A 26474-nucleotide genomic window follows, 5' to 3' on the forward strand; every position below is an offset into this window, starting at 1 on the left:
GGAGTTCGGCGTAAAGCGAGAGCAGGCCCCGGCTACGCTGGTCGCTCAGGGACAGACGGGGTGGACGATGACTGAGCAGGAACAGAACCAGGGCGCGGGCGAGCCGGAGGCGTCGACGCCGGCTTACGGCATGCCGCCGCTGCCGGCCTACGGCGGCGAGCCCTACCCGTCCATGCCGGCGCCCGAACCGTTTCCGCCGCCGGTCGCCGGTTTCCCGGGGCCGGGTTACCCGCCGCCGGTCGGGCCGTATCCGCCTGCGGCCCAGGGCTATCCGGGTGTGCCGCCGATGCCCGGCATGATGCCGTTCGGTTATGCGCCGGTGCCGAAGACCAACGGGCTGGCCATCGCGTCGTTGGTCTGCTCGCTGCTGGGACTGGTGACGTGCGCCGGCACCTCGATCCTCGGCGTGATCTTCGGGCACCTCGCCAAGTCGCAGATCAAGCAGAGCGGTGAAGAGGGCGAGGGCATGGCTCTCGCGGGCTTGATCGTCGGCTACATCGGTTTGGCGCTCTTCGCGCTGATCGCCATCTTCTACTTCGGTCTGATCGCGCTCATGCTGGGCAGCAGCGGCAGCACCACCTACTAGACGGGACCCACAATGACGAATCCGTACGAGCCGACGTCGCATGCATACGAACCCGGCGACAGTTCCAGCCAGCAACAGCCGGGTGAACCGCAGTTCGGGCAGCCGGAGTACCCGGGCTACCCGCAGCAGCCCGGTTTTCAGCAGGCCGGGTACCCGCCGCCCGGCTATCCGCAGCAGCCGGGCTACCCGCCGCCGGGTTACCCGCAGCAGCCGGGCTATGGCTACGTGCCGCAGTACGCGGCTGATCCGTCCGCGCCCTGGGGCCGCGACCCGCTGACGGGACTGCCACTGTCGGACAAGTCGAAGGTGACGGCCGGCCTGCTGCAGATCCTGTTGGGCGGCTTCGGCGTCGGGCGATTTTATCTCGGCTACACGACCATCGGCGTGCTCCAGCTCGTCGTCTCGTTGGTGACCTGCGGCATCGGCGCCATCTGGCCTTTGATCGACGGCATCATGATTCTGATGGGGAACGTTCCCGACACCCAAGGGCGCAAGCTGCGCGACTAGGCTGGCGCCTGTGAGTGAGCAGCGCAGCCAGGCAGACCACTACCGCGCCTACGGACCCGCGACCCGGGCCATTCATGCCGGGTTCCGGCCGGACCCACAGACCGGTGCCGTCAACACCCCGATCTACGCCAGTTCGACGTTCGCGCAGGACGGCGTCGGCGGGCTGCGCGGCGGGTTCGAGTACGCCCGCACCGGCAACCCGACCCGGGCGGCGCTGGAGGCACTGCTGGCCGCGGTCGAGGGCGGGCACTACGGCCGCGCGTTCAGCTCCGGCATGGCGGCCACCGACTGCGCGCTGCGCGCCGTGCTGCGTCCGGGCGACCACATCGTCATCCCCGACGACGCCTACGGCGGCACCTTCCGGCTGATCGACAAGGTGTTCACACAGTGGGGCATCACGCACACGCCGGCGCAGCTGTCGAACCTCGACGAGGTGCGTGCGGCGATCACGTCGAAGACCCGGCTGATCTGGGTGGAGACCCCGACCAACCCGCTGCTGTCCATCGCCGACATCTCGGCCATCGTGCAGATCGCCGCGACATCGGGCGTGAAGGTGTTGGTGGACAACACCTTTGCCTCACCGGCGCTGCAACAGCCGCTGTCGCTCGGGGCGGACATCGTGCTGCACTCGACCACCAAGTACATCGGCGGCCACTCGGACGTCGTCGGCGGCGCGCTGGTGACCAATGACGAAGAGCTGGACTCGAAATTCGCGTTCCTGCAGAACGGCGCCGGCGCGGTGCCGGGCCCGTTCGACGCCTACCTCACCTACCGCGGCCTCAAGACGCTGCCGCTGCGCATGCAGCGGCACTGCGAGAACGCCTTGCGGGTGGCCGAATTCCTCAATGACCACAAGGCCGTCTCGACGGTGCTGTACCCGGGTCTGTCGAGTCATCCGGGCTACGAGGTGGCGGCCAAGCAGATGAGCGGCTTCGGTGGCATGGTGTCGGTGCGGCTGCACGGCGGCGAGCAGGCCGCACGCGAATTGTGCTCGCGCACCGAGATTTTCATCCTCGCCGAGTCGCTCGGCGGCGTGGAGTCGCTGATCGAGCATCCGGGCGCCATGACGCACGCGTCCACCGCCGGCTCGCAGCTGGAGGTGCCGAACGATCTGGTCCGGCTGTCGGTCGGCATCGAGGATGTCGCCGACCTGATCGGGGACCTGGAGCAGGCCCTGGGTTAACCCAGGGCAGCCCGCACCGCGGCGGCCGTGACGGCGAGATTCACCTCGGCGACGCCGGTCTCGTACTCGTTGACCCAGTGGCCGCTGGCGATGTCGCCGGCGCGGGCATGCACCCACCGCCAGCCGCGGTCGTTGAGGCTCATCAGCGAGCCGAGACCGTCGACGGTGTGCAACAGCGTCACGATGGCCGCCGTCGCCGGTGCGGGCGGTCTGCGGTCGAACAGGGCCGACAGCATCTCCGCGCGCGCCTGGCCGACGCGCGTCCGGTCCGTCAGCGGCAAGGCATAGTGCGCCCGGAACCTGTTGCCGCCCAACGGCTGCCGGCGCAGCTGTCCCGCGCGCTCCAGCCGGTCGATGAGACTATCCTCGGTGCTCTTGCGCAGTTTGGACATGACGTCGGCAGGTCGCCGCGGCCGCTGACGAAGTAGCTCCAGTGCCGGCGCGGACACCGGGTCGACGGCGTCGTCGCCGGAGAGGGCGACCAAATGGCCGTCGGGTGCGCCGTCACCTGGCGCGGCGGGCCGAACACGGCACGCCAGCGCCAGGTCCAGCAGGACGGCACCGGACAACACCCGGTGCCGACGTGGTTGATCCAGACCCGGCTGTGCGGACGAATTGTCCAGGAGCAGCAGATACAGGTCTTCGGCGATCTGAGCCATGGGCTGTCAGCTGGTGGCCGGCGGGGTAGCGCCGGCCGTCGCAGGGCTAGGCGTGATAGGGCTCGGCCTTGACCAGCGTGACCTTGACGGTGGCGCCGCTGGGCACCGTGTAGCTGCGCTCCTCGCCGACCTTGGCGTCGATCAGCGCGTGGCCGAGCGGCGAGTTGGGGGAGTACACCTCGAGCTTGCCGTCGGTGACGCCTTCCTGGCGCGTGGCGATGAGGAACGTCTCGGTGTCGTTCTGGTCGCCGTCGTAGTAGACGGTCACGACCGAGCCGGGCAGTGCCACACCGGACTTCTTCGGTGCCTCTCCGACCTTGGCGTTGTTGAGCAGTTCCTGCAGCTGACGGATGCGAGCTTCCTGCTGGCCCTGCTCTTCGCGGGCCGCGTGGTAGCCACCGTTCTCGCGGAGGTCGCCCTCTTCGCGGCGGTCGTTGATTTCGGCAGCGATGACCGGACGGTTGGCGATCAGCTGATCGAGCTCGGCCTTCAGGCGCTCGAATGCCTCTTCGGTGAGCCAGGTGACCTGGGTATCGGTCATGTCTGCTGCTCTCCTGTCGTAGTAAGCGTGCGTGTATGCCCGGGCGGTCTGTCCGGGGTTGCCCCGTTGCTTGGGGCCGGCGGTGCTGCGATCGCGAGGGCAGGTCCAGGTCCCCCCAGAAGGTGCCAGCAGGTGCCCGCTAATGCAGCAATACACGGCCCCAGTCGGAACCGTGTACTGAGCAAGCGTACCACTTGGGCGTCTCCGAACGGTCATGATTTCGCAGTTCGGAGTTCGCCGGATGGTTGGTCACCTGGCCGGCAATCAGGGCGCGACGAGGTACGACGGCACGTCGGTGCCGCAGCCGTAGACATCGCCGACGACCGGCGGTTTTGTGGACTTCACGACCGCCGTCACCTGGACTGTCTTGGCCTCCGCCGGCACGACGAGGATCTCGCGCCGTCCGGTTTCGCTGCCGTCGAGAGCCCTGGCCCGCACGATGCACACGGCGGGTTGGGCCGGGTCCTCGCGGGTGACGGAGATCGTCACCGCAACAGTTTCGTTGTCGATGAGTTTGTAGGTGCTCAACTCACCCTTGACGGGCGATGTCCCCAGGCGCTGGAAACCGACGAACGCAAGCGCCACACCAGCGACGACGATGAGGAGCGTGAGGCCGATCGCGATACGGCGACGGGTCAGCCGGGACATGCGCTGGCGCCCGTAGCGGGCGGTCGGACGCTCGATCATGGCTGCTTTGGGTGCCCCATCGGTCGGTTCGGATTGCTTGGACTGGAACTATAGGACGCAGCGACATGGTTGGACTGCACCGAGTTGTCCCACCGAGTAGAGACAGTAGGTAAGGCACACGTGAGCGAACTGCGGTTGATGGCGGTGCACGCGCACCCCGACGACGAGTCGAGCAAGGGTGCGGCCACCATGGCCAAGTACGCGGCCAACGGCGCCCGGGTCATGGTCGTGACCCTGACCGGCGGCGAACGCGGCGACATCCTGAACCCGGCGATGGACCTGCCCGAGGTGCACGGCCGCATCCATGAGGTACGCCGCGACGAGATGGCCCGGGCCGCCGAGATCCTCGGTGTCGAGCACCACTGGCTGGGGTTCGTCGACTCCGGACTGCCCGAGGGCGATCCGCTGCCGCCGCTGCCCGAGGGCTCGTTCGCGGTGGTGCCGATCGAGGAGCCCGTCCGCCGGCTGGTACGGGTGATCCGCGAGTTCCGGCCGCATGTGATCACCACCTACGACGAGAACGGCGGCTACCCGCACCCCGACCACATCCGGTGCCACCAGGTGTCGATGGCCGCGTACGAAGCGGCCGCCGACCACGTGCAGTTCCCCGACGAGGGCGAGCCCTGGAGCATCTCGAAGCTGTACTACGGCCACGGTTTCCTGCGCCGGCGCATGCAGATGCTGCAGGACGAGTTCGCCAAGCACGGGGAGGTCGGGCCGTTCGAGAAGTGGCTGCAGCACTGGGACCCCGAACACGATCCCTTCGCCAACCGGGTGACGACCCGCATCGAGTGCGCCGACTTCTTCGAGCAGCGGGACCAGGCGCTGCTGGCCCACGCCACGCAGATCGACCCGAACGGCGATTTCTTCCGCGCGCCCATCGAATGGCAGCAGCGGCTGTGGCCGACCGAGGAGTACGAATTGGCCCGATCCAGGGTTCCGGTGACGTTGCCCGAGACCGATCTGTTCACGGGAGTATCGCTGTGATTTCTGTTCCGCTCACCATCCTGCTGGCCGAAGGTCCACGCCAGACGGGTCCCGACTTCGGCAAGGCCAGCCCGGCCGGGCTGGTGATCACGCTGATCCTGCTGATCGCCGTGGTGGCCCTGGTCTGGTCGATGAACCGACACCTGCGCAAGCTGCCCGAATCCTTCGACCCCGCGCACCCCGAACCGGATCAGGCCGTCGACGACGGCACCGTCGGCGGCGTGCCGCACGATGCGCCGGCGGGCGACACTGGGCCTGACAGCACTACAAAGCCGGAAGCTGGGTAAGACTCCAGGTATGGCAACGTCTGATGCACCGGCCTTCTCATCGCGGCTCGTACCTCACCGCTTGATCGGCGCCCGATGAACACCCTCGGCTCAGCCACCAGCCCATACCTGCGCCAGCACGCCGACAACCCGGTGCACTGGCAGCAGTGGACACCCGAGGCGCTGGCCGAAGCCGCGGCCCGCGACGTGCCGATCCTGCTGTCCATCGGCTACGCGGCCTGCCACTGGTGCCATGTGATGGCGCACGAGTCGTTCGAGGACTCGGACGTCGCTGCGGTGGCGAACGAGAACTTCGTCTGCATCAAGGTCGACCGGGAGGAACGTCCCGACCTCGACGCCATCTACATGAGCGCCACCGTCGCGATGACGGGCCAGGGCGGCTGGCCCATGACGTGCTTCCTGACGCCAGACGGCCGGCCCTTCTTCTGCGGCACGTACTACCCGAAAAGCAACTTCCTGCAGTTGCTTTCGGCCGTCACCGACACCTGGCGGAACCGGCGCGACGAAGTCGAGCAGGCCTCTGACCAGATCGCCACGGAGCTGCGCAAGATGTCGTCCGGGTTGCCCTCGGGTGGGCCGGCGCCGTCGCCCGAACTGTGCGACCACGCCGTCGCCGCGGTGCTGCGCGACGAGGACCTCACCCGCGGTGGCTTCGGCCGGGCGCCCAAGTTCCCGCCGTCGGCATTGCTGGAAGCGCTACTGCGACACCACGAACGCACCGGGTCCGCGCTCGATGCGGTGGAGCGCACCGGCACCGCGATGGCGCGCGGCGGCATCTACGACCAACTGGCGGGTGGCTTCGCCCGGTACAGCGTCGACGCCTCGTGGGTGGTGCCGCACTTTGAAAAGATGTTGTATGACAACGCTTTGCTGCTGCGGGTGTATGCGCACTGGGCGCGGCTGACCGGAAACCCGTTGGCGCGCAAGGTTGCCGATGAGACGGCGCGGTTCATCATCGACGACCTCGGCGACGGCGGCATGTTCGTCTCGTCGCTGGACGCCGACACCGCCGGGCACGAGGGCCTGACGTACGTGTGGACGCCGGCCGAGCTGGTGTCGGTGCTGGGCGACGACGACGGTCGTTGGGCCGCTTCGCTTTTCGAGGTCACCGACACCGGGATGTTCGAACACGGCAGCTCGGTGCTGCAGCTGCTGGCCGACCCCGACGATGCCGAACGCTTCGAGCAGGTCCGCGCGAAGTTGATGGCGGCACGGGCATTGCGGCCGCAGCCGGGGCGTGACGACAAGGTCGTCACCGCATGGAACGGCTTCGCCATCACGGCGCTGGCGGAAGCCTCGATCGCGCTCGGGAAACCCGAATTCCTCGACGCGGCAACGGGTTGCGCCTGCCGGCTACTGGACCTGCATCTCGTCGACGGCCGGCTGCGCCGGGCCAGCCTGGGCGGCGCCGTCGGCGACAGTGCCGGAATCCTGGAGGACTACGGGGCGCTGGCGACGGGTCTGTTGACGCTGCACCAGGTGACGGGTGACTCGTCGTGGCTGACTGCCGCGCACTCCCTCCTCGACACCACGCTCACGCAGTTCACCGACCCCGACCGCGGCGGCCGGTGGTTCGACACCGCGGACGACGCCGAGGCCCTGCTGGTGCGTCCCGCCGATCCGGTCGACGGGGCGACGCCGTCGGGCGCGTCGTTGGTCGCCGAGGCGCTGCTGACGTTCGCGCACCTCGCCGCCGAACCCGAGCGATACATCAATGCGGCCGCCGCCACGCTGGCGGCCGCGACCCCGATCCTGGCCCGCTCGCCGCGCGGCGGCGGCCACTGGCTGGCGGTCACCGAAGCGGCCGTCCGCGGCCCCATCCAGATCGCGGTGGCGTGCACCGGGCCGGATTCGGAATTGCTGAGTGCGGCACGCAGATTGGCGCCCGGCGGCGCCATCGTCGTCGGCGGTGCCGAAGGGTCGTCGGTGCTGCTCGACGGCCGTGGTCGCGTGAACGGTCGGGACGCCGCGTACGTCTGCCGTGGCCAGGTGTGCGACCTGCCGGTGACGACGGCGGGGGATCTCGCCGCTGCCCTCGGGGCGGCCGTGTAGCGTGCGGCGCATGCCCAGCGCTGAGCAGATCACCGAAAACGTCAACCGCTACCTGGACCTCGTCGACGTCGCCGACGCCGATGGGATCGCGCAGCTGTACGCCGTCGATGCCGCCATCGAGGACCCGGTCGGCGGTGAGGTGCACGTCGGCCGTCAGACGATTCACGGCTTCTACTCGAACATCGCGGGCACCAAGAACTCCCACGAACTGCACACGCTGCGGGTCTGCGGCCACGAGGCCGCGTTCTACTGGAGCCTGACCGTCAACGGCGCCATGCGCATCGACATCATCAGCACCATGAACTTCGACGCCGAGGCCAAGATCACGTCGATGAAGGCCTACTGGGGCCCGGCGAACGTCACCCAGCTCTGAGCGATTTGTGCACGATTTTCCGCGCTGGCCGCGGAAAATCGTGCACAAATCCCTAGGAGAAGACCGCGAACCACATCGCGATGTAGTGGCAGATGGCCGCGACCGCGGTGCAGGCGTGGAAGAACTCATGGTGCCCGAACGTCCGGGGCCACGGGTTGGGCCACTTGAGCGCGTAGAGCACGCCGCCGATCGAGTACAGCGCGCCGCCGACGATCAGCAGCACGACGGCCGTGACGCCCGCGCCGTCGAGGATCGGGCCGATGAACCACGCCGCCACCCAGCCCAACAGGATGTACAGCGGCACGCCGAGCCAGCGCGGTGCCGTCGGCCACAGCATCTTGAGGGCCACGCCGGCCAGCGCCCCGCTCCACACGATCCAGAACAACAGCCAGCCGTCGGTGCGCACCGCGAGGAGCGCGAACGGCGTGTAGCTGCCGGCGATGAAGATGAAGATCATCGAGTGGTCGAGGCGCTTCATCCAGATGCGGGCGTTCTGCGATTTCCAGTTCACCCGGTGATAGGTGCCGCTGACGGTGAACATCGCCACGATGGTGAAGGTGTACAGCAACGTCGCCAATCCGGCGCGCGTGCCCTGCATGGCCCACGACACCGAAACCAGTGCGGCACCGGCAAAGAACGCAACGACCGCCGAGTAGACGTGGATCCAGCCGCGGGCGCGGGGCTTGCCGAAAAATTCGACGACGCTTTCCACGACCACGTCGGGAAGCGTTTCCGAATGGCGGAGCACCGCGGCGGCACGGTACGGCTTGGTCATGTTCGACGGTGCCTCAGCCCGTTCGGAGGCAGCCGGATCTGTATTGCTCGGAGCGGTCAACGTTCCTCCACTAACAGCCATGGGATACCCAGAAGTCCACAGTAGTCTGGTTTCTCGTGGACATCATTCCCCCGCGCCTCAAGGAACCGGCATACCGGCTCTACGAGCTGCGGCTGCGTCAGGAGCTTGCGCACTCGAAAGCGCAACTGCCACGCCATATTGCGGTGCTGTGCGACGGGAATCGGCGCTGGGCCCGTGAGGCAGGTCACGACGACGTCAGCTACGGCTACCGCATGGGTGCCGCCAAGATCGCCGAGGTGCTGCGCTGGTGCCAGCAGGCCGGCATCGAGATGGCGACGATCTACCTGCTCTCCACCGAGAACCTGCAGCGCGACCCGCAGGAGCTGGCGCCGCTGATCGACATCATCACCGACGTCGTCGAGGAGATCTGCGCGCCCGACAAGCACTGGACCGTGCGGACCGTCGGCGACCTCGAGCTGCTCGGTGAGGAACCGGCCAAGCGGCTGCGCGACGCCGTCGAGTCGACGGCCGAGCACACCGGCGCCGGTTCGTTCCACGTCAACGTCGCCGTCGGTTACGGCGGCCGCCAGGAGATCGCCGACGCGGTGCGCACCCTGCTGAGCAAGGAGCTCGCCAACGGTGCGACGGCCGAAGACCTCATCGAGGCGGTGACCGTCGACGGCATCTCCGAGAACCTCTACACGTCGGGCCAGCCCGACCCCGACCTCGTCATCCGCACGTCGGGGGAGCAGCGGCTCAGCGGGTTCCTGTTGTGGCAGAGCGCCTATTCGGAGATGTGGTTCACCGACGCGCACTGGCCGGCTTTCCGGCGGGTGGACTTCCTGCGTGCGCTGCGTGACTACACGCTGCGGAACCGCCGCTACGGAAAATAGCGTTCGTGCCAGACTGAAGACATGGCTGCGCTGTCGGCAGTGGTCTTCGCCCTGAGCTGGTGGCTGGGGCTGTACCTGCTGGCGCGCGATCCCCGCAAGCCGATCCTGGCGTGGTCCGCGGTCGGGTTGTGCAGCTTCGCCGTGGTGGTCGCCGTCGACGCGATCCGGCTGGCGGGCGACGCACCGACCGGCCCGCTGAGCCACATCGAGGCATATCTGGCCGTAGTGCCCGGCATCGCCTGGCTCACCGTGCTGCTCGAGTTGTCCCGGCCCGTCGATTCGGCGCGCAGCCGGTGGGGCTTCGTCGCGGTGGCGACGGTGGCGGCCATCGCCTTGGTGGGCGCCGGGATATCCGGCGGTGTGCACCCGCCGCTGCGGACCGGGCACTGGGTCATGGTCGGCGCCATCGCCCTGTCGGCGTTCAGCGCGCTCGTGCTGGCGGTGCGACGGCTGCGTCGCGGTGCGTCGTCCCGCAAGATCGTCCCGGCGGTGGTGGCGGCGACCATCTTCTTCGGGCTCGGCAACGCGATCCTGCTCATCCCGCTGGGACTCCTGCCGAGCTGGCTGGTGCTGGCGTCCGCGGCCTTCGACGTGCTGCTGCTCGGTATCGCGGTGGCGTGGTGGGACGCGTTCGACGAAGGTCAGGCCCTGCGCGCAGGCATGCGCCGCTCGCTGGTCGGCAGCATGGCGGTGGCCGTGCTGTTCGGCGGCCAGGTGCTGATCGGCCTGGCGGTCACCGGCGAGCATCTGGCGCTCATGGTGTTGTTGTTCACCAGCCTCGCCGTGGCGATCGCCATCAACGTGCTGGCCGACCCGCTGTCGGGGCTGATGGACCGGCTGGCCTTCGCGCGCGAACCGGACCTGCGGGCCGACCGCGCCGCGCTGCGCCGCACCGAGGCGGCGCTGCCGCTGCGCGCCACCAACCCGCTGGACCACGTCGACGACGAGACCTTCGTCCGCCTGACCCGTCGCGCGCTCGGCCACTACGCCGACCTCTCCAAGCTCGTCGCCTCCCCGCTGACGACGCTGCCGGTGATCGACGACCGACTGGCCCGCCGCGGCGCGCCCGACCAGCCGCTGGAGCGCGCCAACGAGCTCAAGGATTTGCTGGCCGATCGCATCGCTGCCCTCAAGCCACGGGACGGCGGCGACTTCGGCACCACCGAGCAGTGGCGCCACTACAACTCGCTGTACTTCCCGTACGTCGTCGGGGTCCGGGCCTACGCGCAGAACGCCACCGCGGCCGGGCTCGACCCGGTGGCCCGGCAGGCGTGGCAGTGGTTCGTCACCGAAGTGCCGCAGCGGTCGCTGCACAACTGGCAGAACGCGGCGGCGCGGGTGATCGCCGCCGACCTGCGCGGTACCCCGGTGTCAACGCTGACCTAGGCAGCTCGCGTCGCTGACCTGCGGTTGGCAGTGCCTGGCAGTAATCGGCAGCGTTTGGTGCAGACGGAGCGACCCGGTTCGAGCAGTGTCGTGGGTGTCCCCAACCGGCACCGCAAGGAGCGACCGCCATGACCGCAATCAACCCCGGGCTCCACACCCGCCCACTGTCCGACAGTTCCGATTCCCTGCTCCGTTTCGCCCTCCGCGTCGACGGCACGTTGTGCTCGCTCACCGGCCTGCTGATGGCGTTCACCGCTGATCCGCTGTCCCGGTTGTCGGGGCTGTCGGCGACGTCCGAATGGATCATCGGCGCGGTACTGGTCGTGTGGGGGTTTGCTCTGTACGTCATGGCCGCCGTGCCCAGGATTCGGCGCGTCGGGACCGGCGTGCTGATCGGCAACCTGATCGGCACCGTCGCGGTGCTGGGTGTGCTGGCTTCCGGAGTGCTCCCGCTGACCGCGGCAGGCAACGTCCTCGTGCTGGCCGTCATGGCCGTCGGCCTGGGCTGCGCCTGGCTGCAATACCTCGGAGTGCGCCGTCTGGCGTGACTCCCGTCCCGCCGGGCGGGGGCGTCGCTGAAAGAGGTTGCAGTTGACGTCCCCGCGCCGGCCTTCCAACCCCTCCACCGAAAGGAAACCCATGACCACCATCACCGCACCCGCCCGCGTCCGCTCCGACCGTCTGCTGCGTCTGGCCCTGCGCGCCGACGCCCTCGTCAGCGGCACCGGCGGCGTCATCCTGGCGGCCGCGGCCGGCGCCATCGCATCGGAGTCCGGCATCCCGCGGCCGGCCGTGTACGTCCTTGCCACGGTCCTTGTCGTCTACGGCGTCGGCGTCTACGGGCTCTCGACCCTGGCGGCGGTGCGTCGTCCCGGTATCGCGGTGGCGATCGCCAACGTGGTCTTCACCATCGCCGCGGTGCTGGCCGTGATCGACGACGTCTGGCCGCTGACGGCGACGGGTGTGGCCATGCTGATCGTCAGCGCCGTCTACACGCTGGCCATGGCGGAGCTGCAGTACGCCGGCGTCCGTCGCGCCTGACCCCCCGGGGATTTGTGCACGATTTTCCGCGCCTACCGCGGAAAATCGTGCACAAATCCCTGTTCAGAGCTTGCGGAGGCGCAGCCGGTTGATGGAGTGGTCGGCGTCTTTGCGCAGCACCAGCGTGGCCCGCGGCCGGGTCGGCAGGATGTTGTGGATCAGGTTGGGCAGGTTGATGGACTGCCAGATGTCGCGGGCGGCGAAGATGGCCTGCTCGTCGGTCAGCGTCGAGTAGTGGTGGAAGTGCGACTGCGGATTGGCGAAGGCGCCCGCCCGCATCGCGAGGAATCGCGACACGTACCACTGCTCGATGTCCTCGATGCGGGCGTCGACGTACACCGAGAAGTCGAACAGGTCCGAGATCATCAGCGCCGGCCCGGTCTGCAGGACGTTGAGGCCCTCGATGATCAGGATGTCGGGGTGCCGGACGACGACCTTCTCGCCGGGCACGATGTCGTAGATCAGGTGCGAATACACCGGGGCGGACGCCTGATCGGCGCCCGACTTGACCGCGGTGACGAACCGCATCAGTGCGCGGCGGTCGTAGCTCTCGGGAAAGCCCTTGCGGTGCATGATCTTTCGCCGCATGAGTTCGGCGTTCGGGTACAGGAACCCGTCGGTGGTGACGAGGTCGACGCGCGGGTGGTGGCCGAACCGGGCGAGCAGCGCCTGCAGCACGCGCGCGGTGGTCGACTTGCCGACGGCGACGCTGCCGGCCACGCCGATGATGAACGGCACCGGGCGGTCGGGATTCTGCTGCGGTTCGCCGAGGAACTCCGCCGTCGCGGCGAAGAGGCGCTGCCGGGCGGCGACCTGCAGGTGGATCAGACGGGCCAGGGGCAGGTAGACCTCTTCGACTTCCAGCAGGTCGAGTTGCTCGCCCATACCGCGCAGGCCCAGCAGTTCATGAGCAGTGAGTTTCAGGGGAGTCGCCATACGCAGCGCGCGCCATTGGCGCCTGTCGAACTCGACGTAGGGACTCGGCTCGCTCGGCCGCGGCATGTGCCCAGTCTTGCAGTCATTGCCGGGCGATGAACGCGGGGGTACCGGCTAACGTGGGCGGGTATGAGCGCTGGGCAGATCCCGATGCCGGTTCCCGACACCGTCGCCGACGGCTTGATCCGCGAATACTTGCTGCTCGGTCTGCGGTTCGACCGCATCGAGGAGGGCTACGTCGACTCGTTCACCGGCGACCCGGCGTTGCGGAAGCAGGTCGCCGATGAACCCGCGCCGGACCCCGCGGCACTGGCCCGCCAGGCCCGCCGGCTGCACGGCGAGGTCGACGGTTCCGGGCTGGACCCGCAGCGCGCGGACTACCTGAAGGCGCATCTGCGGGCCCTGGACTGCGCGGGGCGCAAGTTCGCGGGGGAGGACGTCGGATTCGTCGACGAGGTCCGCGACTACTTCGACGTGTCCATCGCCAAGGGCGACGAGGACCGCTACCGCGAGGCGCATCGCCTGCTCGACGAGGCGCTGGGCGGCAGTGGCCCGCTGGTGGAGCGCATGCAGGCCCACCGCTCGGGCGAGGAGATTCCGCCCGAGCGGCTCGAGGAGTGCATCCACGCGTTCTCGTCCGCGCTGCGCGACCGGGTCCGGGTCGACTTCCCGCTGCCGGACACCGAGACCATCAACTACGAGATCGTCACCGACAAGCCGTGGTCGGGCTTCAACTACTACGAGGGCAACTACCGGTCGACGGTGGCGGTCAACGCGGACCTCAAGCAGCAGATGTCGAACCTGCCGCGGCTGGTGGCGCACGAGTCGTACCCGGGGCACCACACCGAGCACTGCCGCAAGGAGGCGGGCCTCGTCGAGCTGGGCGGCCAGGCCGAGCAGACGATCTTCCTGGTCAACACCCCGCAGTGCCTGATGGCGGAGGGTCTCGCGGACCTGGCGCTGTACGCGGCGGTGCCCGAGAACTGGGGTGCGTGGGCCGCCGAGATCTACAAAGACCTGGGCCTGCGCTTCGATGGTGAACGCGCAGAAGCGATCTCACGGGCCAGCGCGGCGCTGGCCGACGTCCGCCAGGACGCCGCGCTGATGCTGCACGACGAACACCGCGACGCCGACGATGTGGTCGCGTTCCTGCAGCGCTGGCTGCTGACCAGCCCCGAGCGGGCCCGGCAGTCCATGCGGTTCCTGTCGTCGCCGCTGTGGCGCGCGTACACGTCGACCTATGTCGAGGGCTACCGCCTGCTGCGCGGCTGGCTCGACGCCCGGCCCGACGGCGTCAGCCTCACGACGCGGTTCGGCCGCCTGCTCGACGAGCCGCTGATCCCGTCGTCTCTGCGGAGTTAGCCGCCGGTGGTGACCCTGCGGCGCGAAAGCGCCGGAAAGGCCATGCCGCTCAACATCTTGTTGGTGGGGTGGATGGCGATCGGGCGGGGCTTGTTTGTCCCCCTGGGTTGGATGACGGTGTTCGTCGTCCTCGTCTCGCCGGTGCTGCTGATCTGCCTGACGATGACGACCAGGATGATCCGGCAGCTGCCCGGGCGGGAGCTGACCCCTGCTCAGACCCGCGCGCAGGTGACCGTGTGGTCGGCGATGTTCGGCTTCGGCGTGTTCTGCGCAGACGGCGGCGACAGCGGCACCACGTCGTCGATCCTGATGAAACTGCTCGGAGAGCCGTCCTGGTCGGAAACCGTGAGCCTGGCGCTGTGGTGGGCCTGCGTCATCGCCGGGCCCGTCGCGTGGTGTGTGCTGTTCGCCAAGCTCAGCGGTAGCCGTGCGCCCGCCCAGCCGCCGTTTCCGCACCCCGGCTAGGCGTCACCCTGGGGCGGGAGCGATGCGACCAGCGGATTAGTCTGGGGGCATGACCTCTGACGCTTCCGTGTCCAACGCCGGCCTGGGTGCCGAGTACGCCGCCACCGCCAGCGAGGCCTACCAGGCGGCGCTGCGGGTCATCGAGCAGGTCGAGCCGCGGGTCGCTGCGGCCACCCGGAAAGAGCTTGAGGATCAACGCAGTTCGCTGAAGCTGATCGCCAGCGAGAACTACGCGTCGCCGGCCGTGCTGCTGACCATGGGCACCTGGTTCTCGGACAAGTACGCCGAGGGCACCGTCGGGCACCGGTTCTACGCCGCCTGCCAGAACGTCGACACCGTCGAGGCACTGGCCGCCGAGCACGCCCGCGAGCTGTTCGGCGCGCCGTACGCCTACGCGCAGCCGCACTCGGGCATCGACGCCAACCTGGTCGCCTTCTGGGCCATCCTGGCCACCCGCATCGAGGCTCCGGGCCTGGCCGAGCTGGGCGCCAAGCACGTCAACGACCTGTCCGAGGCGGACTGGGAGAAGCTGCGCAACAAGCTGGGCAACCAGCGTCTGCTGGGTATGTCGCTGGACACCGGCGGCCACCTGACCCACGGCTTCCGCCCCAACATCTCGGGCAAGATGTTCCACCAGCGCAGCTACGGAACCGACGCGCAGACCGGCCTCATCGACTACGACGCCGTCGCCGCTGCCGCCCGCGAGTTCAAGCCGCTGGTGCTGGTCGCCGGCTACTCGGCCTACCCGCGCCGGGTGAACTTCGCCAAGATGCGCGAGATCGCCGACGAGGTCGGCGCCACCCTCCTGGTCGACATGGCCCACTTCGCGGGCCTGGTGGCCGGCAAGGTGTTCACCGGCGACGAGGACCCGGTGCCGCACGCCCACGTCACGACCACGACGACGCACAAGTCGCTGCGCGGCCCGCGCGGTGGCCTGGTGCTGGCGACCGAGGAATACGCCCCGGCTGTCGATAAGGGCTGCCCGATGGTGCTCGGCGGCCCACTGTCGCACGTGATGGCCGCCAAGGCCGTCGCGCTGGCCGAGGCCCGTCAGCCCGAGTTCCGCAGCTACGCCCAGAACGTCGCCGACAACGCCAAGTCGCTCGCCGAGGGCTTCCTCAAGCGTGGCGCGACGCTGGTCACCGGCGGCACCGACAACCACCTGGTGCTGCTGGACGTGCAGTCGTTCGGCCTGACCGGCCGCCAGGCCGAGTCGGCGCTACTGGACGCCGGCGTCGTCACCAACCGCAACGCCATCCCGAACGACCCGAACGGCGCCTGGTACACCAGCGGCATCCGCTTCGGCACCCCGGCGCTGACCACGCGCGGCTTCGGCGCCGACGAGTTCGACAAGGTCGCCGAACTGGTGGTCGACGTGCTGAACAACGCATCGGCCGACGCCGGTCCGAACGGCCCGTCGAAGGCCAAGTACACGCTGACCGACGGCACCGCCGACCGTGTCCGCGCGGCGTCGGCCGAGATGCTCGACGCCAACCCGCTGTACCCGGGTCTGACGCTCTGATTTGACGCCCGAGATGGGACCTATGACCTCCAATCGCAAGACTTTGGTCATGGGTCCCTTCTTTGGTCGGCGGGGCAGATTTCAAAAACATGTGAACTCGGGTTACAGTTACTTTCATGGCTGAGAAACCGGTTGCCAACGCACTGACCCTCGAGCTCGAGCCCGTGGTGGACACCGAGCTGTCCCGGCACCTCGCGACTGAGGAAGCCTGGTACGCCCACGACTACGTGCCGTTCGAGCAGGGTGAAAACTTCGCCTTCCTCGGCGGCACCGACTGGGACGCCTCCGGTGTCACGCTGCCCAAGCCGGTCACCGATGCGCTGGAAATTCTGCTGATCACCAAGGACAACCTCGCCGGCTACCACCGTGAGCTGGTCGAACACTTCATCCTCGAGGACAAGTGGGGCCGCTGGCTGGGCCGCTGGACCGCCGAGGAACACCTGCACGCCATCGCGCTGCGTAACTACCTGGTGGTCACCCGCCAGATCGACCCCACCGCCAACGAGGACGTGCGCGTCGAGCACGTCATGAAGGGCTACCGGGCCGACAAGTTCAGCCAGATCGAGACGCTGGTCTTCATGGCGTTCTTCGAGCGGGCGCACGCCGTGTTCACCCGCAACCTGCAGGCCCAGATCGACGAGCCGGTGCTCGCCGCCATGGCCGGCCGCATCGCCTGCGACGAAGAGCGGCACGAGGAGTTCTTCGCGAACCTCGTCGCGCACCTGCTGGAGACGCACCGCGACGAGACCATCGCCGCCATCGCGGCCCGGGCCGCCGGCCTTGAGGTCATCGGTGCGGACATCGACGCCTACCAGGACAAGGTCCAGGTTGTTGCTGACGCCGGCATCTTCGACGGTGCGGCGCTGCGCACGGTCATCTCCGACCGCATCAAGGCGTGGGGGCTGAGCGACGAACCGTCGCTCGCTCAGTTCATCTAGACGTCACAAAAGAGTCACGGCGCGCCAGTGAGCGCGCGGCCGTCGCCGGGGGTAGCGTCGCCGGTGATGGCTAGCGAATTGCTCTGCTATCCGGGCGGTACCCGATTAGAGATTGGGACCGGCCCCGGTCCAGGTACCGCTGCGTCCACCGAAGTACTCGTGTGGGGCCGCACGGGCCGAGGAGCGCCACGTGTCTGATTCGCAGGTCCGTACCTACGTGCTCGATACCTCCGTGTTGCTGTCCGATCCCTGGGCATGCACGCGTTTCGCTGAGCACGAAGTGGTTGTCCCCCTGGTGGTCATCAGTGAGCTGGAGGGTAAACGCCACCACCACGAACTGGGCTGGTTCGCCCGGCAGGCCCTGCGCATGTTCGATGACTTGCGATTGGAACACGGTCGGTTGGATCAGCCGATTCCTGTTGGGACGCAAGGGGGAACGCTCCAGGTCGAGCTGAACCACGTCGACCAGTCGGTGCTGCCCTCGGGCTTCCGCACCGACACCAACGACCACCGCATCCTCGCCTGCGCCGCCAACCTCGCGGCCGAGGGCAAGCGAGTCACGTTGGTCAGCAAGGACATTCCGCTGCGCGTCAAGGCCGGCGCGGTGGGCCTGACTGCCGACGAGTACCACGCGCAGGATGTCGTGACGTCCGGCTGGACCGGCATGACCGAGATGGACGCCTCGCCGGAAGACATCGACACGCTGTTCGCCGACGGCGAGGTGGACCTGCTGGAGGCGCGGGATCTGCCGTGCCACACCGGAATCCGCCTGCTCGGTGGCACGTCGCATGCGCTCGGCCGGGTCAACGCCGAGAAGCGGGTGCAGCTGGTCCGCGGTGACCGCGAAGTGTTCGGCCTCCGGGGAAGGTCAGCCGAACAACGCGTCGCCCTCGATCTGCTGCTCGACGAGTCCGTCGGCATCGTCTCCCTCGGCGGCAAGGCCGGTACCGGTAAGTCGGCGCTGGCGCTGTGCGCGGGGCTCGAGGCGGTGCTCGAGCGCCGCACCCAGCGCAAGGTCGTCGTGTTCCGGCCGCTGTATGCCGTTGGCGGACAAGACCTCGGCTACCTGCCGGGCAGCGAGAGCGAGAAGATGGGCCCGTGGGCGCAGGCCGTCTTCGACACCTTGGAAGGCCTGGCCAGCCCGGCCGTGCTGGAAGAGGTGCTGTCCCGCGGAATGCTGGAAGTGTTGCCGCTGACCCACATTCGCGGCCGCTCGCTGCACGACTCGTTCGTCATCGTCGACGAGGCCCAGTCACTCGAGCGCAACGTGCTCCTGACCGTGCTGTCCCGGCTGGGCTCGGGCTCTCGGGTGGTGCTCACGCACGACGTGGCACAGCGCGACAACCTGCGCGTCGGCCGGCATGACGGTGTCGCCGCGGTGATCGAGAAGCTCAAGGGGCACCCCCTGTTCGCGCACATCACCCTGATGCGCAGCGAACGCTCGCCGATTGCCGCGCTCGTCACCGAGATGCTCGAGGAGATCAGCCCCGGCACCCTGCCGTGACGCGGTTGTCGAGGATGACCTTGCCGACGGTCTCGCCGGACTCCAGCAAGCGGTGAGCCAGCCCGGCATCGCGTAGCGGTACGACGGTGTCGACCACCGGGTGGATTGCCCTTGTGTCGAACAAGGGCAATACCTCGCGGATGACGCCGGCGACGATCGCGGCTTTCTGATCGGCCGGGCGGGCCCGCAGCATCGTGGCGGTCACGCTGGCCCGCTTGGCCATCAGCAGGCCGAGGTCCAACATCGCGGGCTCTGTGGAACCGCCGATGACGACCAGATGTCCGTCGGGTGCCAGGCAGTCGAGGTTGCGTGCCAGGTAGCTCGAGCCCACTACGTCGAGGATGGCGTCAACGCCCCGACCTCCGGTGGCCGACAGCGTGGCGGCGACGAAATCCTCGGTGCGGTAGTTGATCGCTGTGCGCGCACCGAGGTCACGCCCGGCGCGCACCTTGTCGTCGCTGCCGGCGGTCGTGATGACGTCAGCCCCGATCGCGGCGGCCCATTGAATGGCGAACGTGCCGATGCCGCCACCGGCGCCGTGGATGAGCACGGTGTGCCCGCCGGTGAGTCCGGCGACCATCGCGAGGTTGGAGTACACCGTGCAGGCCACCTCCGGGACCGCGGCGGCTTCGATCATGCTCAGCCCTCGCGGGATCGGCATCACCTGGGTCGCACGAACCGCCACCTGGTCGGCGTAGCCGCCGCCGTCGAGCAGAGCGCACACCTGGTCGCCCGGCGACCAACCGGTGACGCCTTCGTCAACTGCGACGATGGTTCCCGCACATTCCAGTCCGAGCGGCCGCGGCGCCCCGGGCGGCACCGGGTACCGTCCGCGCCGCTGAAGCAGGTCGGCGTTGTTGATCCCGGCGGCCTCGACGCCGATCACCACCTCGCCCGGGCCGGGAAGCACGGGGGCCACGGCTTGCCATTGCAAGACGTCTGGGTCGCCGGGGCGATCGAACAACACTGCTGAGGGCATGTGAAACGTCCTTTGCCTGGTTGAGTGACTATGCCGCGGTTGCCGCGCGGTCGGCCGCCCAACGGGCGATGCTCTGGGCGTACCGCGGGGTCTCGACGCGGCAGTGGCGCCCGGAGGCGTCCTGACGGGCCGCGGCCGCCTCGGCGAAGGTCTGCCCGTGCTGGGCGATGAACTCCAAGAAATGTTCGGTGGGGTGCGAGGTGACCGTATTGGTGTAACGGCAGCGGTCACCGTCGAGCTGCTCCATGCGCAGCTCCCAGATGACCTGTGTGCTGGTCCACCCGAGCGGAGTCAACACATCAGACAGCGACACCATCCGGCAGTAGTGCGGCTCGGCGACCTCGAACCGGTACTGCTGCACCACCAACCCGGTGCCGATCATCTCCACGTTGATGGACATAGGGGTGCCGTCGTCGTCGACGGTATAGCCGGCTGCCTTGTGGTCGCCCGGGGCGCACCGCTGATATTCGTGTGTGGGCAGGGTTTTCAGCCACCGCGCGATGTCGACGTGATCGAACGGCGCCTGCACCTCTGCGGTCACCCGCGCCTGCGACAAGATCAGATCCTCACGAACCGCCGAACTCATGAAATGCTCCCTTCAATCCGATGTTGTGTGTGATCAACCCTGCTCGAAGGGAAACTCGGGCACCACGCCGCTAGCCGCACATTCGGCGGTAGTGCTAGCCCCCACACGTGCCGGTGTCAGGGACCAGCCAGCCGCGGCCGGTAGCATTTCTCCCGTGCCACGCCGACCCGATAGCCCGTTCTGGTCCTATTGGCGAACCGTCCTCGGCGTGTGCGCCGGTGTGACGATCGTCGTGGTCGGGTGCCAGACCGGCAATGTCGCCAAGGCAGACGAGGTCGACTGCAGCAAGTACAAGTGCATTGCGCTGACCTTCGATGACGGTCCCAGCCCGTACACCGACCGGCTGCTGAAAATCCTGCAGGACAACGACGCCAAGGCGACGTTCTTCGAGATCGGCAACAAGGTCGCCGCCAACCCCGCCGGCGCCAAGCGCGTCGTCGACGCCGGGATGGAGCTGGGCAGCCACACCTGGGAACACCCCAACATGACGACGATCCCGCCGGAGTTCATCGCGGGCCAGTTCAGCAAGGCCAGCGACGCCATCGAGAAGGCCACCGGGCAGCGGCCGAAACTCGTGCGCACCGCAGGTGGCCTGATCAACGACCAGGTGCTCGCCGAGGCGAAGAAGCAGGGCCTGGCCGACATCAACTGGGACGTCATCCCGTTCGACTGGGCCAACGACTCCAACACCGCGGCCACCCGCTACATGCTGATGACGCAGATCAAGCCGAATTCGGTGGTGCTGTTCCACGACACCTACTCGTCGACGGTCGATCTGGTGCAGCAGTTCATCCCGGTCCTCAAGGCCAACGGCTACCACATGGTGACCGTCAGCCACATGGTCGGCCACCGTGAGCCGGGCACCAGCTATGGCAGCCGGGAGAACGGCCCGCCGGTCAACGACCTGACCGACATCCCGCCGGCGGAGATTCCGACGCTGCCCAACACCCCGTCGCCGCCGCCGATGCCGAACATCCCGATCACCGACATCCCGGGCGCCAATTCCGGCGGCTCCAACAACGGTCAGTAGGTACGCCGAGCGGCTGCCGCAGAGGTAGGTGCCGCCACCGGAAGTACGTGGCTTCAATCACGACGGGCCGCGGCTGCGGTGACTGAACCCAGGTACTTTTTCCGGCCACCAACGGTCCCTGAGTGCAAAAACCACCGGCACGTTGCCATTGCGATTGAACTCAGGGACTTTCCCGCCGGGTCCCGCGCCGCCCGCCAACGCATCCTCAATCCACGGCGTGCAGGGCGCGCTACGCAGTGGGGAAGCGGTCGACGATCGCGTCGACCATGGCCAGGAGTTCGGCGATGCGCCCGTGCAGTACGTCGAGATGCTTGTCGGCACCCTGCTTGGCCGCCCGGCGCTCCGTCACCGCCAGTTGCAGGTGCAATTCGGCCAGTTCGTCCTCGAGCAGTTCGATGAACAACCTGGCCTGCAGGACATCCGCATTGCGCTGACCCGGTGATGTCGTCACGAGTTTGAGGACCTCGGCCTGGGGTTTGGACAGCCGCTCGCCGGTGTGCGTGTGCGGCATGTGGAAGCGGCCGTGCGTCATGCACGGGACGGCATCCAGCCGGGCACCTCGGTGCGAATCGGTGAGGTCGGCCGTCATTGCAACACCATCGCAAACGCTCGGGTCGAATCCCGTTTCCCGGCAGTATCTGTCCAGTAAGGAGCTGTTCACATTGGCTTCACCTGCGGTGTGAGAAGAGCCTGCGGGAGGGCAACAAAAAAAGTGCCCCCTTCCGAAGAAGAGGGCACTTTCGAAGCGAAACTGATCGCCGACTGCTCTGGAGGCTCCTCGCGCTAGCGCTCGTCGCGGACCTTCGCCATGGCCAGCACGTCGAGGCGCTTGTCCAGCTCGGCCAGGGAGAGGTTCTCGCCGATCAGGCCGCGGTCGATGACCGTCTGCCGGATGGTCTTCTTCTCCTTGAGGGCTTCCTTGGCCACCTTGGCGGCTTCCTCGTAGCCGATGGCCGAGTTCAGCGGCGTCACGATCGACGGCGACGACTCCGCCAGCGTCCGCAGGTGGTCCTCGTTGGCGACGAGGCCGTCGATGCACTTGGAGGCGAACAGCCGCGAGACGTTGGACAGCAGCGTGAAGGACTCCAGCACGTTGCGGGCCATCATCGGGATGTAGACGTTCAGCTCGAAGGCGCCCGACAGGCCGCCGACGGTGACGGCCGCGTCGTTGCCGATGACCTGCGCGGCGACCTGGGTAACCGCTTCGGGCAGAACAGGATTGACCTTGCCCGGCATGATCGAGCTGCCCGGCTGGAGGTCCGGCAGCTGGATTTCGCCGAGGCCGGTCAGCGGGCCGGAGCCCATCCAGCGCACGTCGTTGGCGATCTTGGTCAGCGACACCGCGATGGTCTTCAGCGCGCCGGACGCCTCGACGAGTCCGTCGCGAGCGGCCTGGGCCTCGAAAGAGTCTGCGGCGGTGCGCAGTTCGGCGATGCCGGTCTGGTTCACCAGCACCTCGACGACCTTGGCGCCGAAGCCGTCGGGGGCGTTCAGGCCGGTGCCGACGGCGGTGCCGCCGATGGCCAGCTCACCCAGCCGGGGCAGCGTCGCCTTGACGCGCTCGATGCCGGCCTCGATCTGGCGGGCGTAGCCACCGAACTCCTGGCCCAGGGTGACGGGCACCGCGTCCATGAGGTGGGTGCGGCCGGACTTGACGACGGTGCGCCACGCACGGGCCTTGTTGGCCAGCGACTCGTGCAGCACCTCGAGGGCCGGAATCAGGTGGCGCACAGCTGCTTCCGTCGCCGCGATGTGCGTGGCGGTGGGGAAGGTGTCGTTGGAGCTCTGCGACATGTTGACGTGGTCGTTGGGGTGGACCTCGACACCGTTGCGCGCCGCGATCGAGGCGATGACCTCGTTGGCGTTCATGTTCGAGCTGGTGCCCGAGCCGGTCTGGAACACGTCGATGGGGAACTGGTCGTCGTGCAGACCGTCGGCGATCTCACCTGCGGCGGCGATGATCGCGTCGGCCTTCTCGGGGTCCAGCAGACCCAGGTCCTTGTTGACCTGTGCGCAGGCGCCCTTCAGCAGACCCAGCGCGCGGATCTGGGTGCGCTCCAGGCCGCGGAACGAGATCGGGAAGTTCTCCACGGCCCGCTGCGTCTGCGCGCGCCACAGGGCGTTGATCGGCACCCGGACTTCGCCCATGGTGTCGTGCTCGATCCGGTACTCGGCTTCGACAACGTTGTCGGACATGTGCTCCCTTTTGTTGAGGTGAACGGAAACTACGGCAGGGGGTGTGCGGCGGAGAGGTCCCCGGTGAAGTCCACCGCGGAGTACTCGTTGAGCTTGGACAGCCGGTGGTAGGCCTCGATCATCCGGACGGTGCCGGACTTCGAGCGCATCACGATCGACTGGGTGGTGCAACCGCCGGCGAAGTAACGCACTCCGTTGAGCAGGTCGCCGTCGGTGACGCCGGTGGCGCAGAAGAAGACGTTGTCGCCGGCGACCAGGTCTTCGGTGGTGAGCACGCGCTCGAGGTCGTAGCCGCGGTCGAGGGCCCGCTGGCGCTCGTCATCGTCGGTGGGGGCGAGGACGGCCTGGATCGCGCCGCCCATGCAGCGGATGGCGGCCGCGGCGATGATGCCCTCCGGGGTGCCTCCGATACCGGCCAGGATGTCGGTGCCGGATTCGGGGCGGCAGGCCGAGATGGCGCCGGCGACGTCGCCGTCGGAGATCAGCCGGATGCGGGCGCCGGCCTCGCGGACCTCGCTGATCAGCTGGGCGTGGCGGGGCCGGTCCAGGATGCACACCGTGACGTCGGCGACCGACTCGTTGAGGCGCTTGGCGACGCGGCGGATGTTCTCGCCGATGGGCACGGTGATGTCGATGACGTCGGCAGCGTCGGGGCCGACGGCGATCTTGTTCATGTAGAAGACGGCCGACGGGTCGAACATGGTGCCGCGCTCGGAGACCGCCAGCACCGAGATGGCGTTGGGCATGCCCTTGCTCATCAGGGTGGTGCCGTCGACCGGGTCGACGGCGAAGTCGCAGTCGGGGCCGTCGCCATTGCCGACCTCTTCGCCGTTGTAGAGCATCGGGGCGTGGTCCTTCTCGCCCTCGCCGATGACCACGACACCGCGCATCGAGACCGAATTGACCAGCTCACGCATGGCATCGACGGCCGCGCCGTCGCCGCCTTCCTTGTCGCCACGGCCGACCCAGCGGCCGGCTGCCATGGCGCCGGCTTCGGTCACGCGGACCAGTTCGAGGGCGAGGTTGCGGTCTGGGGCTTCCCGGCGCGAAGGCGTCATGCGCAAATTGTCCCATTAGCCGGTGTGCCCGGGGGAGCTGGGATACTGAGCACCGTGACGTCATCATCCCCGGAACCTGAGGGCCAGCCTGTGCCCGCGCCCGACGTGGTCACCGAGGGCCAGTCGGTGCCGGTGCCGCGCCCGGCGAAGGACCGGCTGCTGCAGGACGGCCGCGACATGTTCTGGTCCATCGCCCCGCTGGTGGTGGCGTGTATCGCGCTGGCCGGGATGCTCGGGATGTGCTCGTTCGCGCCGCAGGGTCCGGGCAAGGGGCCGGCACCCCAGTACGACGCCCCGGCCGCGCTCAAAGCCGACGCCGCCGCGCTGCGCATCCCGATCCGGGTGCCGGAGCTGCCGTCCGGTTGGCACGCCAATTCCGGGTCGCGCGGTGCCATCGAAGCCGGTCGCACCGACCCCGTCACCAAGCAGCCGACGCGCGCGCTGACGTCGAAGGTCGGCTATCTGACCGCCGTGGGCATGTTCGTCGCGCTCGTCCAGAGCAACGCCGACGAGGAGAAGCTGGTGTCCTCGATCCACACCGGCATGTACCCGACCGGTGCGCAGGACATCGGCGGCGTGCACTGGGTGGTGTACGAGGGTGCCGGCGAAGACCAGCAGGGCACCGAACCGATCTGGACCGCGAAGCTCGACGGGCCGACGGGCCCGTCGCAGGTCGCGGTCAGTGGTTCGGCGAGTCCGGCGGACTATCGGACTCTGGCTGAGGCGACGCAGAAGGCGCAGCCGCTGCCTTAACCGGCGGCGTGCGACGGGCCCGGATCGCGGCGATGAGCCGTCCGAGACGGCCCGGGGCGTGGGGTGCGTCGGGTTCCGGCTCGCTCAACGGAACACCTTTGTAGACAGCGAGATACACGCTGATCGTGGTGACCACGACGATCATCAGCACGGGGCCGATCACCAGGCCCAGGAAACCGAACATCGCGATCCCGGAGAACACCGACAGCAGCATCAGCGCCGAATCCAGCCGGGCCGCCTTGGGCACCAGGATGGGCCGGAGCACGTTGTCGATGTTTGTGACCACGAGGACGTGGAACAGGATCACGAACAGGCCGCCGCCGACGTTGCCGAACAGCGCCAGGCCGATGGCGAACGGGATGCTGACGATGCCGCCGCCCAGCGGGATCACCGACAGCGCGCTCAGCAGGATCGCGAAGATGAAGAATCCGTCGTGGAAGCCTGCGATGTAGATCGAGATCGCGCCCGAAACACCTTGGGCCAGTGCGATGACGAACTGGCCGAGGACCGTGCCGCGCACCATCGCGCCCATCTTGGCCAGGTACAGGTCGGTGACGTCCTCGCCGAGGGGGTTGAGCCGACGGATCAACAGGATCAGTTCATCGCCGTTGACCAGCATCGAGATGAACACGTAGATGAAGATCACGGCACCGGCCAGCGCGCCGAACAGCCCGCCCGCCGCGGTCTGCAGCACGTTCAGGCCCCACTCGCCGGCGCGCTGCGCAAAGCTGACGATCCATTTCTGCACCGACTCGGGCGTCAGCGTCACGTGGTGCAGGTACGGGATTTGTGCCAGCAGGTCATTGGCGGCCTGCAGCGCCCGGGTGCCCAGCGCGCCCATGTCGTTGCGGCTGACCCAGTCCGACACGTTGCGGATCATGGTGGTGATCTGGACGACGCCGATGGCGACGGCCCCGCTGATCGGCACGACCACCACGAGCAGCGCCGCCAGCAGGGTCAGTGTGGCCGACAGGCCGGTGCTCAGCCGTGCCGACAGCCGGCGGAACAACGGGGTGAACAGATAGGCCACCACTCCGGCCACCACGACCAGCATGAACTGCCCGCGCAGGAAGTACGCGCCGAATCCGACCGCCAGGATCGTCGCGACGGCGAGCGCCCGCTTCTGGGTGACCGTGAAATCGGTGTCCATGACGGTGATTCTGACGG

The 26474-nt window shown here is 68.2% G+C and carries 29 protein-coding genes; 18 read left to right on the top strand and 11 right to left on the bottom strand.

Going from position 1 to position 26474, the window contains the following annotated elements; all coding sequences use genetic code 11:
- Positions 1-67 precede the first annotated feature (67 nt).
- Genes BR47_RS34080 through BR47_RS0128385 form a run of 3 tightly spaced genes read left to right on the top strand, consistent with a single transcriptional unit; the run spans position 68 to position 2276 of the window.
- Positions 68-586 carry a DUF4190 domain-containing protein gene (locus tag BR47_RS34080; RefSeq protein WP_036427966.1) on the top strand — a complete coding sequence of 173 codons (519 nt, stop codon included), beginning with the start codon at positions 68-70 and terminating at the stop codon, positions 584-586.
- A 12-nt stretch (positions 587-598) separates the two neighbouring features.
- Positions 599-1093: a TM2 domain-containing protein gene (locus BR47_RS34085; RefSeq protein ID WP_029121555.1), complete on the top strand. Its 495-nt coding sequence runs from the start codon at positions 599-601 to the stop codon at positions 1091-1093.
- Between the two features lie 10 nt (positions 1094-1103).
- Complete coding sequence (locus tag BR47_RS0128385) at positions 1104-2276, top strand: cystathionine gamma-synthase (RefSeq protein ID WP_020099196.1); 1173 nt, start codon at positions 1104-1106, stop codon at positions 2274-2276.
- Here the strand turns inward: BR47_RS0128385 and BR47_RS31760 are convergent.
- From BR47_RS31760 to BR47_RS0128405, 3 genes are all read right to left on the bottom strand, one after another.
- On the bottom strand, positions 2273-2935 hold the full coding sequence (locus tag BR47_RS31760; RefSeq protein WP_036427968.1) for a GOLPH3/VPS74 family protein: 663 nt from the start codon (positions 2933-2935) through the stop codon (positions 2273-2275). The genes BR47_RS0128385 and BR47_RS31760 overlap by 4 nt on opposite strands.
- Positions 2936-2981: 46 nt before the next feature.
- Positions 2982-3476, bottom strand: coding sequence for a transcription elongation factor GreA (gene greA, locus BR47_RS0128400; RefSeq protein WP_020099198.1), 495 nt, complete (start codon positions 3474-3476; stop codon positions 2982-2984).
- Positions 3477-3740: 264 nt separating this feature from the next.
- Entirely contained in the window at positions 3741-4163 is a 423-nt protein-coding gene (locus BR47_RS0128405; protein WP_020099199.1) for a DUF4307 domain-containing protein, read from the bottom strand.
- A 120-nt stretch (positions 4164-4283) separates the two neighbouring features.
- On the opposite strand from BR47_RS0128405, the gene mca reads away from it, so the two are divergent.
- From mca to BR47_RS0128425, 4 genes are all read left to right on the top strand, one after another.
- Entirely contained in the window at positions 4284-5150 is an 867-nt protein-coding gene (gene mca / locus BR47_RS0128410; RefSeq protein WP_020099200.1) for a mycothiol conjugate amidase Mca, read from the top strand.
- On the top strand, positions 5147-5437 hold the full coding sequence (locus tag BR47_RS31765) for a hypothetical protein (RefSeq protein WP_020099201.1): 291 nt from the start codon (positions 5147-5149) through the stop codon (positions 5435-5437). The genes mca and BR47_RS31765 overlap by 4 nt, the downstream gene beginning before the upstream one ends.
- Before the next feature lie 75 nt (positions 5438-5512).
- Complete coding sequence (locus BR47_RS0128420) at positions 5513-7489, top strand: thioredoxin domain-containing protein (protein WP_029121556.1); 1977 nt, start codon at positions 5513-5515, stop codon at positions 7487-7489.
- Between the two features lie 10 nt (positions 7490-7499).
- Positions 7500-7862 carry a nuclear transport factor 2 family protein gene (locus BR47_RS0128425; protein ID WP_020099203.1) on the top strand — a complete coding sequence of 121 codons (363 nt, stop codon included), beginning with the start codon at positions 7500-7502 and terminating at the stop codon, positions 7860-7862.
- A gap of 52 nt (positions 7863-7914) precedes the next feature.
- Here the strand turns inward: BR47_RS0128425 and trhA are convergent, their stop codons facing one another.
- Entirely contained in the window at positions 7915-8637 is a 723-nt protein-coding gene (gene trhA, locus BR47_RS0128430) for a PAQR family membrane homeostasis protein TrhA (protein ID WP_020099204.1), read from the bottom strand.
- 116 nt (positions 8638-8753) lie between these two features.
- On the opposite strand from trhA, the gene BR47_RS0128435 reads away from it, so the two are divergent.
- From BR47_RS0128435 to BR47_RS0128450, 4 genes are all read left to right on the top strand, one after another.
- Positions 8754-9551, top strand: coding sequence for a (2Z,6E)-farnesyl diphosphate synthase (locus BR47_RS0128435; RefSeq protein ID WP_020099205.1), 798 nt, complete (start codon positions 8754-8756; stop codon positions 9549-9551).
- A gap of 21 nt (positions 9552-9572) precedes the next feature.
- Positions 9573-10937 carry a hypothetical protein gene (locus BR47_RS0128440; protein ID WP_029121557.1) on the top strand — a complete coding sequence of 455 codons (1365 nt, stop codon included), beginning with the start codon at positions 9573-9575 and terminating at the stop codon, positions 10935-10937.
- 128 nt (positions 10938-11065) lie between these two features.
- Positions 11066-11485, top strand: coding sequence for a hypothetical protein (locus BR47_RS0128445; RefSeq protein WP_020099207.1), 420 nt, complete (start codon positions 11066-11068; stop codon positions 11483-11485).
- 91 nt (positions 11486-11576) lie between these two features.
- On the top strand, positions 11577-11978 hold the full coding sequence (locus BR47_RS0128450) for a hypothetical protein (RefSeq protein ID WP_036427970.1): 402 nt from the start codon (positions 11577-11579) through the stop codon (positions 11976-11978).
- A 63-nt stretch (positions 11979-12041) separates the two neighbouring features.
- On the opposite strand, the gene coaA is transcribed toward BR47_RS0128450, so the two are convergent.
- A complete protein-coding gene (gene coaA, locus BR47_RS0128455) occupies positions 12042-12980 on the bottom strand; it encodes a type I pantothenate kinase (RefSeq protein WP_029104715.1) in 939 nt (312 codons plus the stop codon).
- Between the two features lie 63 nt (positions 12981-13043).
- Here coaA and BR47_RS0128460 point away from each other — a divergent pair, with 63 nt between their 5' ends.
- From BR47_RS0128460 to phoH2, 5 genes are all read left to right on the top strand, one after another.
- Positions 13044-14276, top strand: a complete 1233-nt coding sequence (locus BR47_RS0128460) for a DUF885 domain-containing protein (RefSeq protein WP_081831425.1) — start codon at positions 13044-13046, stop codon at positions 14274-14276.
- Positions 14277-14318: 42 nt separating this feature from the next.
- Positions 14319-14741 carry a hypothetical protein gene (locus BR47_RS0128465; protein WP_231506799.1) on the top strand — a complete coding sequence of 141 codons (423 nt, stop codon included), beginning with the start codon at positions 14319-14321 and terminating at the stop codon, positions 14739-14741.
- Between the two features lie 49 nt (positions 14742-14790).
- Positions 14791-16263: a glycine hydroxymethyltransferase gene (locus BR47_RS0128470; RefSeq protein WP_029121561.1), complete on the top strand. Its 1473-nt coding sequence runs from the start codon at positions 14791-14793 to the stop codon at positions 16261-16263.
- Between the two features lie 116 nt (positions 16264-16379).
- Positions 16380-17201, top strand: a complete 822-nt coding sequence (locus BR47_RS0128475; RefSeq protein ID WP_029121562.1) for an acyl-ACP desaturase — start codon at positions 16380-16382, stop codon at positions 17199-17201.
- A gap of 190 nt (positions 17202-17391) precedes the next feature.
- Positions 17392-18705 carry an RNA 5'-3' helicase PhoH2 gene (gene phoH2, locus BR47_RS0128480; protein WP_029104718.1) on the top strand — a complete coding sequence of 438 codons (1314 nt, stop codon included), beginning with the start codon at positions 17392-17394 and terminating at the stop codon, positions 18703-18705.
- On the opposite strand, the gene BR47_RS0128485 is transcribed toward phoH2, so the two are convergent.
- Together BR47_RS0128485 and BR47_RS0128490 are read right to left on the bottom strand one after the other, a co-directional pair.
- Positions 18683-19684 carry an NAD(P)H-quinone oxidoreductase gene (locus BR47_RS0128485; protein WP_036427972.1) on the bottom strand — a complete coding sequence of 334 codons (1002 nt, stop codon included), beginning with the start codon at positions 19682-19684 and terminating at the stop codon, positions 18683-18685. The two genes, phoH2 and BR47_RS0128485, sit on opposite strands and share 23 nt — an antisense overlap.
- Positions 19685-19712: 28 nt before the next feature.
- Positions 19713-20270: a hypothetical protein gene (locus BR47_RS0128490; protein ID WP_020099217.1), complete on the bottom strand. Its 558-nt coding sequence runs from the start codon at positions 20268-20270 to the stop codon at positions 19713-19715.
- A 154-nt stretch (positions 20271-20424) separates the two neighbouring features.
- On the opposite strand from BR47_RS0128490, the gene BR47_RS0128495 reads away from it, so the two are divergent.
- Positions 20425-21300 carry a polysaccharide deacetylase family protein gene (locus BR47_RS0128495; protein WP_036427974.1) on the top strand — a complete coding sequence of 292 codons (876 nt, stop codon included), beginning with the start codon at positions 20425-20427 and terminating at the stop codon, positions 21298-21300.
- Positions 21301-21529: 229 nt separating this feature from the next.
- On the opposite strand, the gene BR47_RS0128500 is transcribed toward BR47_RS0128495, so the two are convergent.
- From BR47_RS0128500 to glpX, 3 genes are all read right to left on the bottom strand, one after another.
- Positions 21530-21889, bottom strand: coding sequence for a hypothetical protein (locus tag BR47_RS0128500; RefSeq protein ID WP_020099219.1), 360 nt, complete (start codon positions 21887-21889; stop codon positions 21530-21532).
- 194 nt (positions 21890-22083) lie between these two features.
- On the bottom strand, positions 22084-23496 hold the full coding sequence (locus BR47_RS0128505; RefSeq protein ID WP_020099220.1) for a class II fumarate hydratase: 1413 nt from the start codon (positions 23494-23496) through the stop codon (positions 22084-22086).
- A 29-nt stretch (positions 23497-23525) separates the two neighbouring features.
- On the bottom strand, positions 23526-24554 hold the full coding sequence (glpX, locus tag BR47_RS0128510) for a class II fructose-bisphosphatase (protein ID WP_020099221.1): 1029 nt from the start codon (positions 24552-24554) through the stop codon (positions 23526-23528).
- 90 nt (positions 24555-24644) lie between these two features.
- Here glpX and BR47_RS0128515 point away from each other — a divergent pair, with 90 nt between their 5' ends.
- Positions 24645-25307, top strand: coding sequence for a DUF4245 domain-containing protein (locus BR47_RS0128515; protein ID WP_020099222.1), 663 nt, complete (start codon positions 24645-24647; stop codon positions 25305-25307).
- Here BR47_RS0128515 and BR47_RS0128520 read toward each other — a convergent pair.
- Positions 25234-26457, bottom strand: a complete 1224-nt coding sequence (locus BR47_RS0128520) for an AI-2E family transporter (protein ID WP_029121565.1) — start codon at positions 26455-26457, stop codon at positions 25234-25236. The genes BR47_RS0128515 and BR47_RS0128520 overlap by 74 nt on opposite strands.
- Between the last annotated feature and the right edge of the window lie 17 nt (positions 26458-26474).

It is taken from the genome of Mycobacterium sp. UNC410CL29Cvi84 (genome assembly GCF_000686745.1).
Classification (GTDB): Bacteria; Actinomycetota; Actinomycetes; order Mycobacteriales; family Mycobacteriaceae; genus Mycobacterium; species Mycobacterium mucogenicum_B.

What these genes read in the sequence shown, in the direction of transcription:
- BR47_RS0128460 (WP_081831425.1), top strand. Translation starts at nt 13,044, where the DNA reads ATGAGCGCTGGGCAGATCCCGATGCCGGTTCCCGACACCGTCGCCGAC.
- BR47_RS0128465 (WP_231506799.1), top strand. Translation starts at nt 14,319, where the DNA reads ATGCCGCTCAACATCTTGTTGGTGGGGTGGATGGCGATCGGGCGGGGC.
- BR47_RS0128490 (WP_020099217.1), bottom strand. Translation starts at nt 20,270, where the DNA reads ATGAGTTCGGCGGTTCGTGAGGATCTGATCTTGTCGCAGGCGCGGGTG.
- BR47_RS0128425 (WP_020099203.1), top strand. Translation starts at nt 7,500, where the DNA reads ATGCCCAGCGCTGAGCAGATCACCGAAAACGTCAACCGCTACCTGGAC.
- trhA (WP_020099204.1), bottom strand. Translation starts at nt 8,637, where the DNA reads ATGACCAAGCCGTACCGTGCCGCCGCGGTGCTCCGCCATTCGGAAACG.
- BR47_RS0128440 (WP_029121557.1), top strand. Translation starts at nt 9,573, where the DNA reads ATGGCTGCGCTGTCGGCAGTGGTCTTCGCCCTGAGCTGGTGGCTGGGG.
- BR47_RS0128500 (WP_020099219.1), bottom strand. Translation starts at nt 21,889, where the DNA reads ATGACGGCCGACCTCACCGATTCGCACCGAGGTGCCCGGCTGGATGCC.
- BR47_RS0128485 (WP_036427972.1), bottom strand. Translation starts at nt 19,684, where the DNA reads ATGCCCTCAGCAGTGTTGTTCGATCGCCCCGGCGACCCAGACGTCTTG.
- BR47_RS34080 (WP_036427966.1), top strand. Translation starts at nt 68, where the DNA reads ATGACTGAGCAGGAACAGAACCAGGGCGCGGGCGAGCCGGAGGCGTCG.
- BR47_RS0128405 (WP_020099199.1), bottom strand. Translation starts at nt 4,163, where the DNA reads ATGATCGAGCGTCCGACCGCCCGCTACGGGCGCCAGCGCATGTCCCGG.
- coaA (WP_029104715.1), bottom strand. Translation starts at nt 12,980, where the DNA reads ATGCCGCGGCCGAGCGAGCCGAGTCCCTACGTCGAGTTCGACAGGCGC.
- BR47_RS34085 (WP_029121555.1), top strand. Translation starts at nt 599, where the DNA reads ATGACGAATCCGTACGAGCCGACGTCGCATGCATACGAACCCGGCGAC.
- BR47_RS0128445 (WP_020099207.1), top strand. Translation starts at nt 11,066, where the DNA reads ATGACCGCAATCAACCCCGGGCTCCACACCCGCCCACTGTCCGACAGT.
- BR47_RS0128450 (WP_036427970.1), top strand. Translation starts at nt 11,577, where the DNA reads ATGACCACCATCACCGCACCCGCCCGCGTCCGCTCCGACCGTCTGCTG.
- glpX (WP_020099221.1), bottom strand. Translation starts at nt 24,554, where the DNA reads ATGACGCCTTCGCGCCGGGAAGCCCCAGACCGCAACCTCGCCCTCGAA.
- BR47_RS31760 (WP_036427968.1), bottom strand. Translation starts at nt 2,935, where the DNA reads ATGGCTCAGATCGCCGAAGACCTGTATCTGCTGCTCCTGGACAATTCG.
- BR47_RS0128470 (WP_029121561.1), top strand. Translation starts at nt 14,791, where the DNA reads ATGACCTCTGACGCTTCCGTGTCCAACGCCGGCCTGGGTGCCGAGTAC.
- BR47_RS0128475 (WP_029121562.1), top strand. Translation starts at nt 16,380, where the DNA reads ATGGCTGAGAAACCGGTTGCCAACGCACTGACCCTCGAGCTCGAGCCC.
- BR47_RS0128505 (WP_020099220.1), bottom strand. Translation starts at nt 23,496, where the DNA reads ATGTCCGACAACGTTGTCGAAGCCGAGTACCGGATCGAGCACGACACC.
- greA (WP_020099198.1), bottom strand. Translation starts at nt 3,476, where the DNA reads ATGACCGATACCCAGGTCACCTGGCTCACCGAAGAGGCATTCGAGCGC.
- BR47_RS0128420 (WP_029121556.1), top strand. Translation starts at nt 5,513, where the DNA reads ATGAACACCCTCGGCTCAGCCACCAGCCCATACCTGCGCCAGCACGCC.
- BR47_RS0128520 (WP_029121565.1), bottom strand. Translation starts at nt 26,457, where the DNA reads ATGGACACCGATTTCACGGTCACCCAGAAGCGGGCGCTCGCCGTCGCG.